General features: G+C 52.9%; 13 protein-coding genes. 5 read left to right on the top strand and 8 right to left on the bottom strand.

Going from position 1 to position 14,006, the window contains the following annotated elements; all coding sequences use genetic code 11:
* Positions 1-61 precede the first annotated feature (61 nt).
* From ACN1CO_RS07935 to ACN1CO_RS07945, 3 genes are all read right to left on the bottom strand, one after another.
* Positions 62-1,606, bottom strand: a complete 1,545-nt coding sequence (locus tag ACN1CO_RS07935) for a methyl-accepting chemotaxis protein (RefSeq protein ID WP_419138502.1) — start codon at positions 1,604-1,606, stop codon at positions 62-64.
* 432 nt (positions 1,607-2,038) lie between these two features.
* Complete coding sequence (locus ACN1CO_RS07940) at positions 2,039-2,623, bottom strand: LysR substrate-binding domain-containing protein (RefSeq protein WP_419138503.1); 585 nt, start codon at positions 2,621-2,623, stop codon at positions 2,039-2,041.
* 21 nt (positions 2,624-2,644) lie between these two features.
* On the bottom strand, positions 2,645-2,941 hold the full coding sequence (locus tag ACN1CO_RS07945) for a LysR family transcriptional regulator (protein ID WP_419138504.1): 297 nt from the start codon (positions 2,939-2,941) through the stop codon (positions 2,645-2,647).
* 207 nt (positions 2,942-3,148) lie between these two features.
* On the opposite strand from ACN1CO_RS07945, the gene ACN1CO_RS07950 reads away from it, so the two are divergent.
* Positions 3,149-3,367: a hypothetical protein gene (locus tag ACN1CO_RS07950; RefSeq protein ID WP_419138505.1), complete on the top strand. Its 219-nt coding sequence runs from the start codon at positions 3,149-3,151 to the stop codon at positions 3,365-3,367.
* Positions 3,368-4,530: 1,163 nt separating this feature from the next.
* Here ACN1CO_RS07950 and ACN1CO_RS07955 read toward each other — a convergent pair.
* Positions 4,531-4,908, bottom strand: coding sequence for a hypothetical protein (locus ACN1CO_RS07955; protein WP_419138506.1), 378 nt, complete (start codon positions 4,906-4,908; stop codon positions 4,531-4,533).
* Positions 4,909-6,045: 1,137 nt separating this feature from the next.
* Between ACN1CO_RS07955 and ACN1CO_RS07960 the strand changes: the two genes are divergently transcribed.
* Both ACN1CO_RS07960 and ACN1CO_RS07965 read left to right on the top strand, forming a co-directional pair.
* On the top strand, positions 6,046-6,729 hold the full coding sequence (locus tag ACN1CO_RS07960) for a helix-turn-helix transcriptional regulator (protein ID WP_419138507.1): 684 nt from the start codon (positions 6,046-6,048) through the stop codon (positions 6,727-6,729).
* Between the two features lie 4 nt (positions 6,730-6,733).
* Positions 6,734-7,399, top strand: coding sequence for a PAS domain-containing protein (locus ACN1CO_RS07965; protein WP_419138508.1), 666 nt, complete (start codon positions 6,734-6,736; stop codon positions 7,397-7,399).
* A 622-nt stretch (positions 7,400-8,021) separates the two neighbouring features.
* On the opposite strand, the gene ACN1CO_RS07970 is transcribed toward ACN1CO_RS07965, so the two are convergent.
* A complete protein-coding gene (locus ACN1CO_RS07970; protein ID WP_419138999.1) occupies positions 8,022-9,320 on the bottom strand; it encodes an NCS2 family permease in 1,299 nt (432 codons plus the stop codon).
* A gap of 423 nt (positions 9,321-9,743) precedes the next feature.
* Between ACN1CO_RS07970 and ACN1CO_RS07975 the strand changes: the two genes are divergently transcribed.
* Complete coding sequence (locus tag ACN1CO_RS07975; protein ID WP_419138509.1) at positions 9,744-10,487, top strand: response regulator; 744 nt, start codon at positions 9,744-9,746, stop codon at positions 10,485-10,487.
* A 35-nt stretch (positions 10,488-10,522) separates the two neighbouring features.
* Here the strand turns inward: ACN1CO_RS07975 and ACN1CO_RS07980 are convergent, their stop codons facing one another.
* Positions 10,523-11,254, bottom strand: coding sequence for an SDR family oxidoreductase (locus ACN1CO_RS07980; RefSeq protein ID WP_419138510.1), 732 nt, complete (start codon positions 11,252-11,254; stop codon positions 10,523-10,525).
* 135 nt (positions 11,255-11,389) lie between these two features.
* On the opposite strand from ACN1CO_RS07980, the gene ACN1CO_RS07985 reads away from it, so the two are divergent.
* Entirely contained in the window at positions 11,390-12,298 is a 909-nt protein-coding gene (locus ACN1CO_RS07985; protein WP_419138511.1) for an AraC family transcriptional regulator N-terminal domain-containing protein, read from the top strand.
* Positions 12,299-12,339: 41 nt separating this feature from the next.
* Here the strand turns inward: ACN1CO_RS07985 and ACN1CO_RS07990 are convergent, their stop codons facing one another.
* Both ACN1CO_RS07990 and ACN1CO_RS07995 read right to left on the bottom strand, forming a co-directional pair.
* Positions 12,340-13,023 carry a D-lyxose/D-mannose family sugar isomerase gene (locus ACN1CO_RS07990; RefSeq protein WP_419138512.1) on the bottom strand — a complete coding sequence of 228 codons (684 nt, stop codon included), beginning with the start codon at positions 13,021-13,023 and terminating at the stop codon, positions 12,340-12,342.
* Between the two features lie 43 nt (positions 13,024-13,066).
* Positions 13,067-14,005: an ABC transporter substrate-binding protein gene (locus ACN1CO_RS07995; RefSeq protein ID WP_419138513.1), complete on the bottom strand. Its 939-nt coding sequence runs from the start codon at positions 14,003-14,005 to the stop codon at positions 13,067-13,069.
* Between the last annotated feature and the right edge of the window lies 1 nt (position 14,006).

A 14,006-nucleotide genomic window follows, 5' to 3' on the forward strand; every position in this document is an offset into this window, starting at 1 on the left:
ACAGGCAGTACCGGCCTCTTACTTTGGAATTTAGCCAAAGCGCATGTCATGCCGGGACAATTCAGACTTTAAAGGTCTCTACAATCAGCCGGAGAGACTGCGCCTGTTCAGAGAGAGACTGTGACGCACTGGAAGACTCTTCGACCAGAGCAGAGTTATTTTGCGTCACCCCATCCATCTGACTGACAGCGATGCTCACCTGAGTAATCCCCTGCATTTGTTCAGCCGACGACAGCGCAATGGCATCCATGGATTCCGCCAGCTCATCAACTCTATGGACTACTTTGAGAATACTCAGGCCGGTATCACTGGCTACGGCCACGCCGCAATCGACCTGCCCGACCGCCTGTTCAATGAGTGTCTTGATGTCTTTCGCTGCTGTAGCGCTTCGCTGTGCCAGCGTTCTGACCTCTGAGGCGACGACAGCAAAGCCGCGCCCTGTCTCTCCCGCGCGTGCTGCTTCAACCGCCGCATTAAGGGCAAGGATATTGGTCTGGAATGCGATACTTTCTATGACGGCGGTGATATCTCTGACTTTAGACGCACTCTTAGAAATATCACTCATGGTGTCTGACATTCGTTTGACGTCAGTTTCACCTTTTTTAGCAATCGAGGCGGTATCTCTTGCTGAGTTAGCCGTTTCCCGGGCCGTTTTGCTGTTGCTTTGTACGGTAGCGGTCAGCTGTTCCATACTCGCAGCCGTTTCCTGCAATGCGGCAGCCTGCTGTTCAGTGCGGGAGGCCAGCTCATTATTACCTTCAGAGATTTCATTCGCAGAAAGGGCGACTGAAGAAGAGCCTGATTTAATCTCTGAGACAACATCGCGCAGTCGTACCTGCATACTATTCAACGAGGCCATGAGGCTGAGCGTGTCATTTTTCTTCAATCTGACCGGCGTGGTCAGATCCCCGTTGGTGATGGCATAAGCAAGGTTTCGCGCTGTACCGGGTTCAGCGCCCAGTTCCTGCATAAGTTTACGGATCAGGTAAACGCTGGTGCCTGTGCCAAACAAAATAGCCGCCACTAAAAGCGTCAGCAGGATGATGAAGGCTCTTTCTGTACTTTTCGCGTTTTGAGCCACTGAAGCCTCTGACTGCTGAGTCAGGATTTCAGTCATTTGGGTTAAGCCATCCAGCAACGGAACCTGCGCAGGCCGGACGATTTCCAGCAGATACTTAACGGTGATATCACTGTTCTTAGCGAGTGCCAGTGGAACGGTATTGCTGAAGGCGTCCAGGGCATTCTTCTCACTGTCCGTGATCTTCGTGAACGCTTTAAGTTCTTCACTGTCACCCGACGCGCTAATCATCTTATTCAGTTGATCTATGCTGGCCGCAAATTTGCCTTTTAGTTTCTCCAGGCGTTCCGACTGCGCCTGAATCAGGGCCTGATCAGAAAATAGTGACAAGTTCCTGACGGTTATTGCCATGTCGCGCTGCGCCAGGGTTAGCTCATTGATGAGTTTTGTTTTTTTCATATCACCCTGGACCACGGATTCAAGGGTGGTTTTAGCCTGATACAGAGAGTGAATAGCGACAACGATACAGATGGAAAAGAAGATGATTAACGTGCCAAATCCGGAACCGAGACGTGTAGATATTTTCATTATAATTCCTTAAGGGGGACGGCGATGCAGATATATCGGCATATATCTTTCTGACTTCAGTGAATATTTATCATGTAAAATGCTTTCATTAGAATTAATAAATAATCACGGGGGATATTAAAAAAACTCAAAAAATTTCGGGCGCTGACATGTACCCATAATCTCTTTAAAACAATCAGGCTTCTTATGTTTAAGATTGCCTGAGTCTATTATTGCGTAACGCACCCTTTCCTGTGCCCTGCTAAGCGTGTCATAAAAAATTCATTTATCTCTCTCACGCATCATGTTTCGGGCTGCTATTAACGAGAGCCGTTCTCCCGACACACAAAAACTCCAAAGAAAACGCATCATAATTTTTTATTACACATTTCACATCGGATAAAAAAGAACACTAATTTATAAAACACCCTTACAAATAACATCCGAAACGATTTAGTCTGGAACGACAGAAAAACTTGTCATCGCCTTCCTGAATTTCTGAATAGCTGGAGAGGCATCACGATGTCGGGTAGCGAGTAAGACAGCCGTATTGAGTTTCTGATTTTCAACCGGTAAGAACATGATCCCACCATGTAAACTGTTGCGCATAGAATCGGGGACAATTGAAATACCAAAACCGGCACTGACCATCGGAACGATCGCCTCAACCTGCAGGGCATACTGCTCGCACAGGGGCATAAATCCCGCCTGATGACAGGCCGCCATAAGGTCATCAGAAAGTTTCCCGATGTTGTTTCTCTCACACAGAATAAAATTTTCCTGCGCGAGTTTGTCCAGCGAAATAGCACCGCCTGCAATCGCCAGCCGATGATTTACAGGTAATACAATAGCTAAAGGCTCCAGCGCAATCGGTGTAAGCTCAATGCCCTCGGGCATATCCGTTAGCGGACGAATAAATGCCGCATCCACATTGCCCTCAAGAAGTTTCCGGATAAGTTCAGGTGTATGCCCCGCCAGAACGGACTTCATCCGTAGTTCTGAATGATTACTTTTAAACTGGATGAGACGTGCGGACACCTCCTGGTTTAACCAGGTTCCTCACGCAAACCCTGAATTTATTTCGTTGCTTTCACTTCGCCTGAAGCGTTGTACGTCATTCAATGCATCATCAACATTGGCCAGAATATGGCGTGCATGCCTAAGTAATACCCTCCCGCCTTCAGTCAGTTCGACACCTCGGGAACGGCGATGAAATAATTTTATTTGTATCCGTTTCTCCAGTCGCTGTATTTGCAAACTTAAGGGCGGCTGGCCTATTCCTAACCGTTCAGCCGCGCGGCCAAAATGCCCTTCTTCTGCTACAGCAATGAAATAGCGCAGGTGGTGCAATTTCATATATTTGCCCTTCCATTTTTCACTAAAAGATATCAAAAAGAATACTTAAGATGTATTGCTCCGATAAATCTGCCGTGCATACTGCTGCATCTTAAAGATTTGCATTCATAGGCCATTTAAATTCAGGTTAGCAGAAGCAGTCTGACTGATTAATACAAAACCGGAGCACATGCTTTGAAAAAGAACCGAAGAACTGTGTGGATATTAATGATGATCTTCTGTGTGCTGTGCTGGATTCTGGTGTTCTCTGTCCTTAATCATGCCCTGGCGGCCGACCAGTATCATAAAAATAACGACGGCTATGGTGACGTTCCTCCGGAAGAACTTGTGCAAAAGATAAAGCGACTCGATTTGACGGAACAGCAGAGAAACTTCCTTGAATCCTTATTGCAAACCGATGAGGCCGCAGATCAAAAGAGTGATTAGTACTTTGTTTACTTTCATCTTATTAGGTTGCGTTGATGGCTAACCTGAAAAAATTTTGCAGTGCCATTATCACCCGGCCTGTGAGGGCAATTTCAGGCAGAAAGTTTCCGAAAGTTACCCCACCCCGGGTAGCATTGCGTTCTAAAGTCAGCCGGTGAAGTCGCTCATCACTGCGAGTCTAAATACCAGCCTCAACAGAGAGGATGTCAGCGTGAGCATCAGAAGAAAAATCTGGAACCTTTCAGAACCGTAGTGAAGTGGCTATTTTTCACCATAACGTCTGAACCACAGCGCCGCGTTCACAAATTATCGGCAACTTTGCTGGTAACAACAGTTATGTAAGTAACGTCATTCTCGGGGCTCAGAAGGAACAGGCAGGATGTTAAAATATTTTTGAACGCTGACACAAAATGACCGGGTACAAGTCTCTGATTTGATTGATTTGGGGAACGAGAAATCTAAAATTATTTATATTGATAAAATTAAACTGCAAACTTTGCGATTTTATTTTATAGAATATGATGGAAAACCATCATTTCAAGCGGCAGCGTTTTTTATAAATTGCGGTTATGTCGTAGCTCCCTGATAAAATACGGCCCCGATCTGCTCACTCATCTAAGAGCGCTATCGCAACCTCTGTTTATCTCAGATTTGGATGCGCTTTCCTTCTGAGCGGGCATCACCCCTCCATCATTTCATTTAAGCTGTAGCACCCGACTCACGGGTATGAGTGCCGTTCAGTAAGACAAGAACAGAACCGTGCAGTTGAGAGCTTTTGGTGTGCAGACGAACACTTCCAGAGTTGACTAAAAAATACACACACAAATTAAAAATGTGATGCCTGTCAAAAAAAATCTATTACGGGTGCGCTTATTAATGCTGAAAGACGGTCGATAACTTTTTATATCCTTCACCAGGGATATATTAAAAGTTGAACAACTGCTGTATCTGGCTCCCTCCGGGAGCCTTTTTTTATGGGTGTGATTTATCTCTGGCTTGCGTAAGAAACTTATTAAATAAGCTAAACAGATGCGGACATCGGATATTACCGCTTCGGTTTATCTGACACAGAAACGATATTTATTATTAATTCGGACAGACTAAAATATCAGTTATCCTGACGACGCCATTTCGCAGGCGACAAAAGTGAGGTTTTGCGGACATCACTGAACTCTGTGACACAACTGACCTGCCAGTTCATCAAGCTCTCTGTCATAAGAGGCACGCTCCGCCGCACTCAGAAAACCCTGCAGCTTAACAAAATGTGAAGCGTCGCTTCGCACCTGCCCGGCCTGCTGCCACAACCTGTCAGCCTGTTCCTGCGTCAGTCGACGAGCCTTGCGTGCAGTACTGATGTCAGCCTGCAGTATATTAACCCTTACGGAAATATGCGCCTCACGCGCATCAACTATATTGCCTCCCGTTTCACCTTTGGCATTGCGTTGTGCCTGCAAGTCGCAGGATGGGTACTGCTCAGGTGTGAGATCTGCCACTGCCTGAACAGAGGCCAGCATGATGAGTCCGGCCATGAAATATTTCATAAAGCTGCTCCAGAATTTTTATTGGCAGTCAGTGTAGATCTCTTACGGGGAACAGACATAACCGGGAAATGTCGGATTGTTTCTGAGTGCTTCAGCGCGGACGCATGCGCTAAAGCTGGGGATGTTCGCTGCGCGAACGGGCTATGAGAAGGTTTCGTTCGCTTTGCAGCGGGCTGACGCTGAGAAGGTTTCGTTCGCCTGAGCAGTTGGGCAGTTTCAGTCACGCCTCTGCAGGCGACCAACAAGGGGGCGCCAGTCGCCGCGCCCCCTTGACCCCGGGCTCCGGCCTGCTTCACCGCCGCTTCGCGGTCCCTTCGCTTCTTCCGGATTTCTCACGGACCGCCGGGACGCGCCATCCCTGGCGCGAACCCGCCTCTTCGCGACATCCCTGTCGCTCGTCCTGAAATCCCTCATCCGCTCAGCGGTTCTGACGGCCTCCCTCCCCCGCTTTTATCTCTTCTTTTTAATGTTGATTCATTGTCGCTGGAAGTTTTCGAAACTGGCTTTGGCTTTCAGGCCAGCAGACAACACTACATCCGGGAAAAAAAATATCAAAAACGAGGTTTGTCAGAGGCATCCGAAGCGCTGAGGAACAACCGGAGGCGAGGATGAGCCGACAGGACGTCGGCGAGAGGACGGCACGAGCCAGGGATGGCGAGTCCGGACGGTCCGCGGGCCGCAGGGCGTGACGAAGGAACCCCGCAGAGCGGGGCGCGGAGGCAGCCGGACGCCGGGATTGTTAAGGGGCGGGCGTCCGCCCCTTAACGCGTCCGCCTGCACGGAGAACCTGAAACTCCTCAACGCCTGGCGGGCGTAACCCGCTCATAGCAAACCCACTGCAAAGCGAAATTTATGCGGATTACTAAGTCCTATAGTTAACCACAATTAAACCCCGTAATTAATCTACCTCTTAAAGCAAAAAGCCCATAACCTTCCGGTTATGGGCACACTTCTTTTTTTATTATTAAGACAACTTTCCCTAAGCATTGGCTTGTGCTATTACTTTCACACCCATTACGGTTTGTATAAAGGTACAATCAAAGTACGGCACTTTATATAAAGTGTTATTTCTTTGTAGGGTTATTAAGTTGCAAGGTCAATTTAATGTATAGCAATGAGAAATGTAAGGACACGCTCATGAAAGAAATTACATTACCTGCCAGGCTTGTCGGGATGTTTGAAAACGATCTTGTTGTCGGCTGGGGAGTGAAGGACAATCAGTCCCGCTTTGTTTATGTCAATAATACATTCAAAAGCTGGCAGACGCTTTCAACAAGATTTGACTATGAAGGTCGCCATATCAGAGATATGCCTGTTCCGGTTGCAGAATTTGCTGACCTGTTCAGTCAGCAGGAAAGAGAGATAGAAAGAACTGGCCAGGCGGTAAGAGCGATTACCACACATATTCAGGGCAAAGAGAAAATCATGCAGCCTGCATACAGCGTTCAGGAGCCACTGTACGATGACGCGCATAACTGTATAGGAACACTGGTCAGCGTCAGGCATGTCAGGATCATCACACCGGGTGCATTGCTGGACGGCAAAATAATTCAGCATGCGACTTTTGAATCGCCCTCATCCGTCTTCACAGAAAAAGAGTGGGAAGTCGTTTATCTGCTGGTCTGTGGCATGAACATAAAAGAAATAAGCAGCATCCTGGCGATTTCAGCCGACGCAGTTAATGGCAGACTCAGAAGTTGTTACAGAAAGACTGGACTGAATTCGCTTTCCGCACTGACCGGCTATTGCCGTGAAAATAAATTAGATCACTATATTCCATCGTTCTTCCTGAAAAAAGGTCATATTATAATAAGAGGATGAACTGATGCTCACAAAGATGAATCCTGTTGAATATTACTTTGATAACTCGCTGTTTGGCTGGGCCATAAAAAACAGTGCCTCACGGTATGTTTATGCAAATAAGCTTGCATGCAGCTACTTCAACGTTCCGTCTGAAACGATTATGGGGACATTTGACACCGACCTGACGCCAGACATTAGCGATTATTACCACCATATTCTGCATGATGATAAAAAAATCTTGAATACAAAAGAAATGAGCATTGTGCTTAAGACTTTTCAATACGGAAGAGAGAACAGGCTGAGATCTTTTATGGTGGAAAAACGCCCGTGGACGTTCAGTGACGGAACCGATGGTGTTATCTGTACCTACCTTGAGATCACCAATGTTTACTTCTCAACTTTTCTCAGGCCGCGCGACAGGAGACCCTTTGTCTTTACACGGCCCGCGAATATTTTCACGGATAAGGAATGGGAAGTGATTCTTTTATTACTTTGTGGGGTAAAGCAGAACCTGATGCCTGAGATTCTTGGCATCAGCCCTCCCGCACTTCGCAACCGGCTTATACGCTGTTACGACAAATCAGGTGTAACAAACAACGCTGCTCTAAAGCAACATTGTATACAGGAAGGATGGGATAATTACATTCCTCCTTTTTTCCTGAACAAAGGGCATGTGCTGATTAACTGAGGCGCTGAGGAACAAGCGGATGCCCGGAAGAGCCGACAGGGCGTCAGAATTGTTCGCTGCGCGAACGGGCTATGAGAATTTTTCGTTCGCCTGGTGAGCCGGGCAGTTTCAGTCACGCCTCTGCAGGCGACCAACAAAGGGGCGCCAGTCGCCGCGCCCCCTTGACCCCGGGCTCCGGCCTGCTTCACCGCCGCTTCTCGGTCCCTTCGCTTCATGTTTTTGGAAGAGTCTCTGGCCAGCAGACAACACAGCACCAAAACAACATAAAAATTTTGCAGGCGAGGTTTGGGAAAGGCATCCGTAGCGCTGAGGAACAACCGGAGGCAAGGATGAGCCGACAGGACGTCGGCGAAAGGACGGCACGAGCCAGGGATGGCGAGTCCGGACGGTCCGCGGGCCGCAGGGCGTGACGAAGGGACCCCGCAGAGCGGGGCGCGCAGGCAGCCGGACGCCGGGATTGTTAAGGGGCGGGCGTCCGCCCCTTGACGCGTCCGCCTGCACGGAGAACCTGAAACTCCCCACCGCCTGGCGGGCGTAACCCGCTCATAGCAAGCCCGCGGCCAGGCGTAACCTTCTCAGACTCAGCCCGCTGCACAGCGTTCCTTAACCGCAACGCGGTGAATCAGGCACTCAACCACCCAAGCTTAATCACAAACAAAATCGACAGAATCACCAGCGCCGCATTCACCTCTTTCATACGACCGCTCAGCAGCTTCACCAGCGTCCAGGTAATAAAACCAAACGCGATGCCGTTAGCGATGGAATAGGTCAGCGGCATGGTCAGCGCAGTCACGGTGACTGGCGCAGCGGTAGTGATATCTTTCCAGTCGATATCAGCCAGACTGGATGTCATCAGTACCGCCACAAACAGCAGCGCAGGCGCAGTGGCATAAACCGGCACGCTGGAGGCCAGCGGCGAGAAGAACAGCGCCAGCAGGAACAGCACACCCACCACGATCGCGGTCAGGCCGGTACGGCCACCGGCGCTCACGCCTGCCGCCGATTCCACATAACTGGTGGTGGTCGAGGTACCCAGCAGTGAACCAAACAGCGCAGCCGCACTGTCGGCAATCAGCGCACGGCCCATCTTCGGCACATTGCCCTGCTCATCCGCCAGACCGGCACGTTTGGTCACGCCCAGCAGTGTGCCGGTGTTATCAAACACATCAACAAACAGGAAGGCAAAAATCACGCTGATCAGGCCGACGTTAAATGCCCCGGCGATATCCAGTTGCAGGAAGGTCGGTGCAATCGACGGTGGTGCAGAGAAGACGCCCGCAAACGGCGACAGACCGATGCCCATCGAGATAAAGGTCACCAGCAGAATGCCGATCAGCACCGCGCCGGTGACGCGACGTGCTTCCAGTACCACGATCACCACAAAGCCGAGCATCGCCAGCAGCGGACCCGGTTTGGTCAGATCGCCAATGCCCACCAGCGTCGCCGGGTTATCGACCACGATGCCCGCCCCTTCCAGCGCAATGATCGCCAGGAACAGGCCGATACCAGCACCAATCCCGGCGCGCAGCGGCAGCGGGATACTGGCAATAATCCACTCACGAATCTTAAACAGCGACATCGCGAAGAAAATCACCGCCGAGAGAAACACTGCGCCCAGCGCAACCTGCCACGTGTAGCCCATGTGCAGCACCACGGTGTAGGTGAAGAAGGCGTTCAGCCCCATGCCCGGTGCCAGCGCAATCGGGTAGTTGGCAATCAGCCCCATCAGCACGCAGCCAATCGCCGCCGCCAGACAGGTGGCGACAAACACCGCGCCCTTGTCCATGCCGGTAGCGCCCAGAATGCTCGGGTTCACAAACAGAATATAAGCCATCGCCAGGAAGGTGGTGATCCCGGCGATAATCTCGGTACGAACCGTGGTGTTATGCGCTTTGAGTTTGAATAGTTTTTCTAACATCATCATCTCTCGATACAGGAGACATCAGTCTCTCTTGCCAAAGGGGTTTGCATGCTGATTTATTCTGTTTCCGGGACATGGATACCGGCCGCTGCATACTTGCGTGCCAGAACCGCCTGAAATCCCTGCCTTACCCACTGCCCAAAGCAATTGCCATGCCATCTGCCGACGCAATCGATTACCTGACAGAGCCGGACACGCCTAAGAAGATTCCGAACCAAAACGAGGCGCGATTATGGTGCAATGCACCGATTCCGCGCAATCGTTTTCCTGCGGCAAACGGGCACCCCCGAAAAACTCTGCGCCAGCGCACGGTTCCGCACTCTCACAGGCGAAGCTGGTCACGTTTCAGCACGCTGCCTCAGCAACCCTTTCTGGTCTGTGTAGACTCCAGAATTAACTCTTTCGTAACATTGAGGCCGCGCCATGAAGCCAGCGATTTTGGTGGTGGATGACGATCCTGCTGTCTGCGACGTCCTGCAGGATGCGTTAAGTGAACATCTGTTAACGGTCTACCGCTGTCATCAGGGACGTGAGGCGCTATCGATGCTCAGCGAACATCCGGAGATCTCGCTGGTGATGCTGGATATGATGCTGCCCGATACCAATGGGTTACTGGTGTTGCAGCAGCTTCAGCGACAGCGACCGGAAGTGCTGGTGATTATGCTGACCGGCATGGGCTCGGAAGCGGAGATGGTGGTGGGTCTGGAGATGGGTGCAGATGATTACATCGCCAAGCCCTTTAATCCACGCGTGGTGGTGGCGCGCGCCCGGGCGGCCCTGCGTCGCAGCGGACGCATTGCGCAGCCCGATCCTGAACAGGAGGGTTGGCGTTTTGGCGGCTGGCAACTGGACGATGGCCGCTGCCAGCTGTTTAATCCGCAGCGTGAGCTGGTGCCGCTGACGCAGGGAGAATATACCCTGCTGCGCGCGCTGGTGCGTCACGCCCGCAAGGTGCTGACCCGCGATCAACTGCTGGAGCTGACCCACAGCGAAAGCCTCGATGTGTTTGACCGCACCATCGACGTGCTAATCATGCGACTGCGCCGCAAAATCGAAACCAACCCGCATCAGCCTGATCTGATCCGCACCATCCGCGGTCTGGGTTACGTCTTTTCGGCTGACGTAATGAAACCCGAAACCGCGCCGCGCGCCAGCCAGATCGCCTGAGTCATCCTGCCGGGCCTGCAAACAGCGGCCCGCGCCTACCCATCATAACTCCCGCCATACGCGCGCGGCACCAGATCGACCTGCGCTTCCCCGCTCCGGATGACGGCGAGAATCGTTTCGGCCACGCGTTCAGGAGTGTGAGCGAACGCGGCGGATGCGGCGCTCTGCTCCGTCGCGACGTCCTGTCCCGATTTCACTGACTGATAGAATTCCGAGGCGGTCATAAACGGATACACCGTGGAAACAGTTATCCCGGCGTCAGCCAGCTCCAGCAGTGCTACAGCCGAGAGCATATTCAGCCCTGCCTTGGAACTGGTGTAGGCCGCCGATCCCGGATAGGTCGCCAGCGTCGCCCCGGAGCTGATGTTGATAATGCTCCCTGCGCCCTGCCGCCGCATCTGCGGGATCACCGCCTGCATCATCATCAGCGGAGCCATCAGGTTGAGGTCGAGCAGCGCCCTGAATGCCGCCGCATCTATCTCCTCAACCGACGCGAACAATCCCTGCCCGGCATTGTTGATTAGCACATCAATCCGGCCAAATCGTGCCATCCCGAGTCTGACGGCATTTTCAATCTGGTCGGCCTGGGTGACATCGCAGGCCACCGCCAGCGCATTGACGGACGTCTCAGCCAGGGCATCAATGCGCTGTTTACGCCGCGCCAGTAAGATTACCCGTGCCCCCGCCTGCAGCGCCGCACGCGCCGTGGCTTCACCGATTCCCGACGATGCGCCGGTAATCATGATCACTGAATCTTCAAGTTTCATTAAACGCCTTCCTTCAAAACGGACAGAAAACGAGAATAAACCTCAGCCGGTTGCGCAGCGGCTGTAATCCTGCCTAAAATTTGCCTGTTCCTGCTTTTCTCCTGACAGGCGCGGTAACCGCCGGAGAGACGTGACATGAAGAGTTTTGATGCGTTAAGAGAGGAAGTGCTGGCATACGCGGCTGACGAACTCACTGCCACGACGATTCCGCGCGTGGATTTTTATCGCGTCAGCCAGCCGATGGCCCTGCCGCCGGAGATCTATTCGCCCTTTGTCAGCCTGATCCTGCATGGGGAAAAAAGGCTGCAGGTGGGCGACCGCGCTATCCGTTATTCCGCCGGAGAGATGTTTACCGCGTCATTCGACCTGCCCGCCACTGGCGAAATCACGGTTGCCAGCGAAACCTCGCCCTATCTGGCCGTGCGTCTGACGCTCGATTTTGCCGCCATCAGCGATCTGCTGCACCAGATGCCCGTTACCGATCTTCCTGCGACGAAGAAGGGTATTTCAGTCAATCGGGTAGATGAGGCGCTCACGGATGCCTGGCTGCGGATGGTGCGCCTGCTGGCAAAGCCGGATGAGATTGGGGTGATGGCCCCGTTAGTCGAGCGCGAGATTCTTTATCGGCTATTGCAGGGTCCGCAGGGCGGCGTGCTGCGTCAGGCGGCAGAGGTGAACGGACATTTCGCGAAGATCAGAAAGGCGCTGGTCTGGCTGCGTACCCACTATGCCACCGCGTTTCGCATTGAGGCGCTGGCGGCGATTGCGGGCATGAGTCTGTCGGCTTTTCATCGTGGCTTCCGGGCCTGCACCGGACTCTCGCCCCTGCAGTATCAGAAACATCTGCGGCTTTATGAGGCGCGCAACGCGCTGGCGCTGCGGCCCGGCAATGTCGCCGCCGTCGCGGCGGATGTGGGTTATGAAAGTCTGACGCAGTTTACGCGGGAGTATGCGCGGCTGTTCGGTGAGCCGCCTGCCCGCAGCATCCGAAAACTCAGGCTGACCGGCGCTGAACCCTTACAGGGAATCGGATCGCAGGGTTAATGCGGCCTGCCGATCTGACGACGGCGTGTCTGCACTAAGCTTCAGAGAAAGCCGTTTGAATAGTCATTACACAGCAGCCAGCGCGGCGCTTCATCCTCATCCAGCGGGTTGAAACGGGCCAGCGGCGTCAGAAACACGTTGTCGTTTTCGTCATCGTTGGGCATCGACACCTCGCCGACCAGTACGTCGCCGAAGCCATTTTCGCCCCAGAAACTGTGCCAGATGCCCGCCTCCAGCGTCACGCTTTCACCCGGAGAGAGCCGCAGTTGTGTTCCGGCGGCATGGGTCTGGCGCAGGCCATCCAGCGAGACTGCCACCGGCGAGTCAGCCAGCCCGTCACCGTCGCGGTTATGCAGTTCGACAATCAGGTTGCCGCCGCCGCGATTGATGATGTCTTCCATCTTGCGCGGATGATAGTGCATCGGCGTCAGCTGCCCTTCACGCACGTGCATAATCTTTTCGGCGTAGGATTTGTGCCACGGCTGTCCGCTTGGCGATCCGTTGCGGAGGGTAAACAGCGTCAGGCCGGTGTGCATAAAATCTGCCGCGCCAAAGCTGGTAAGATCCCAGCCCAGCCGCAGCGCCAGAATCTCCTGTGCCATCTCACGATCCTGGGCGCGCCACTGGCTTACGCTGTAATCGGCCCACCGCGGCAGATGCACATCCTGCTGCCGGAAGAACTCACGGGTATGTTGCAGGTAGTAGTTAACCTCTGAACGTTGCATGGTGGCCTCCTGAGGGCGGCACCCGAAGGTGCCGCATTAAAGCCTATTTCACCGTCCAGCCCTGATAGCTGCCGATATTATTACGATCGATCAGTTTCACCGGGATCAGCACGGGCTTATCCGGGGCCGGCTTGCCCTGCAGGATGTCATAGCCAATCTCGACCGCTTTGGCCGCCATCACCTGTGGGTCCTGGGCTGGCGTGGCGACAAACAGTGAGTTTTTGCGCTTCAGCGCCTCTTCCCCGTCAGGCGATCCATCGACGCCCACGATAAAGAATTCACTGCGCTGCGCCTGTTTCGCCGCTAAATCGGCACCAATCGCGGTCGGATCGTTGATGGCAAACACCGCATCAATTTTCGGGTTAGCCGAGAGCAGACCGGTCATCACTTCCAGTCCGCCTTCACGACTGCCTTTGGCGTTCTGGTTGGAGGAGAGCAGCTTGATCTCCGGATGGGTTTTCAGCTCATTCATGCAGCCTTCAACACGGTTCTGCACGGCAGAAACCGGCGGTCCGTTGATGATCACCACGTTGCCTTTGTTCTTCAGGCGGTCAGAAATATATTTACAGGCCATCGCGCCCGCCTCGGTGTTATCGGAGGTGATGGTCGCATTCGCGCCATCGGCTGCCACGTCGACCGCCACCACCACGATACCGGCGTCACGTGCGCGCTTCACCGCCGGGGCGATCCCTTTGGAGTCGGCGGCATTGAGGATAATCATGTCGACTTTTGCCGCAATAAAGTTATCAATCTGGCCGACCTGCTGACCGAGATCGTAGCCGCTGGAGACCAGCGTCACGTTGACCTTGTCGCCCGCCAGCTGACGCGCCTTCATCTCTGCGCCTTTGGTGATCTGCACGAAGAAGGGGTTAGCCAGATCGCCGACCGTGACGCCGATAGATTTGAGTTCTTTTGCCTGAGCCAGGCCGGTGCTGAACAGCGTTGCCGCCAGCAGCCCGGTTACAATCGGATTAAAACGCATA

Origin of the sequence: Pantoea sp. R13S299, from assembly GCF_048515925.1 — a bacterium.
In the GTDB taxonomy this organism is placed as follows: Bacteria; Pseudomonadota; Gammaproteobacteria; order Enterobacterales; family Enterobacteriaceae; genus Pantoea.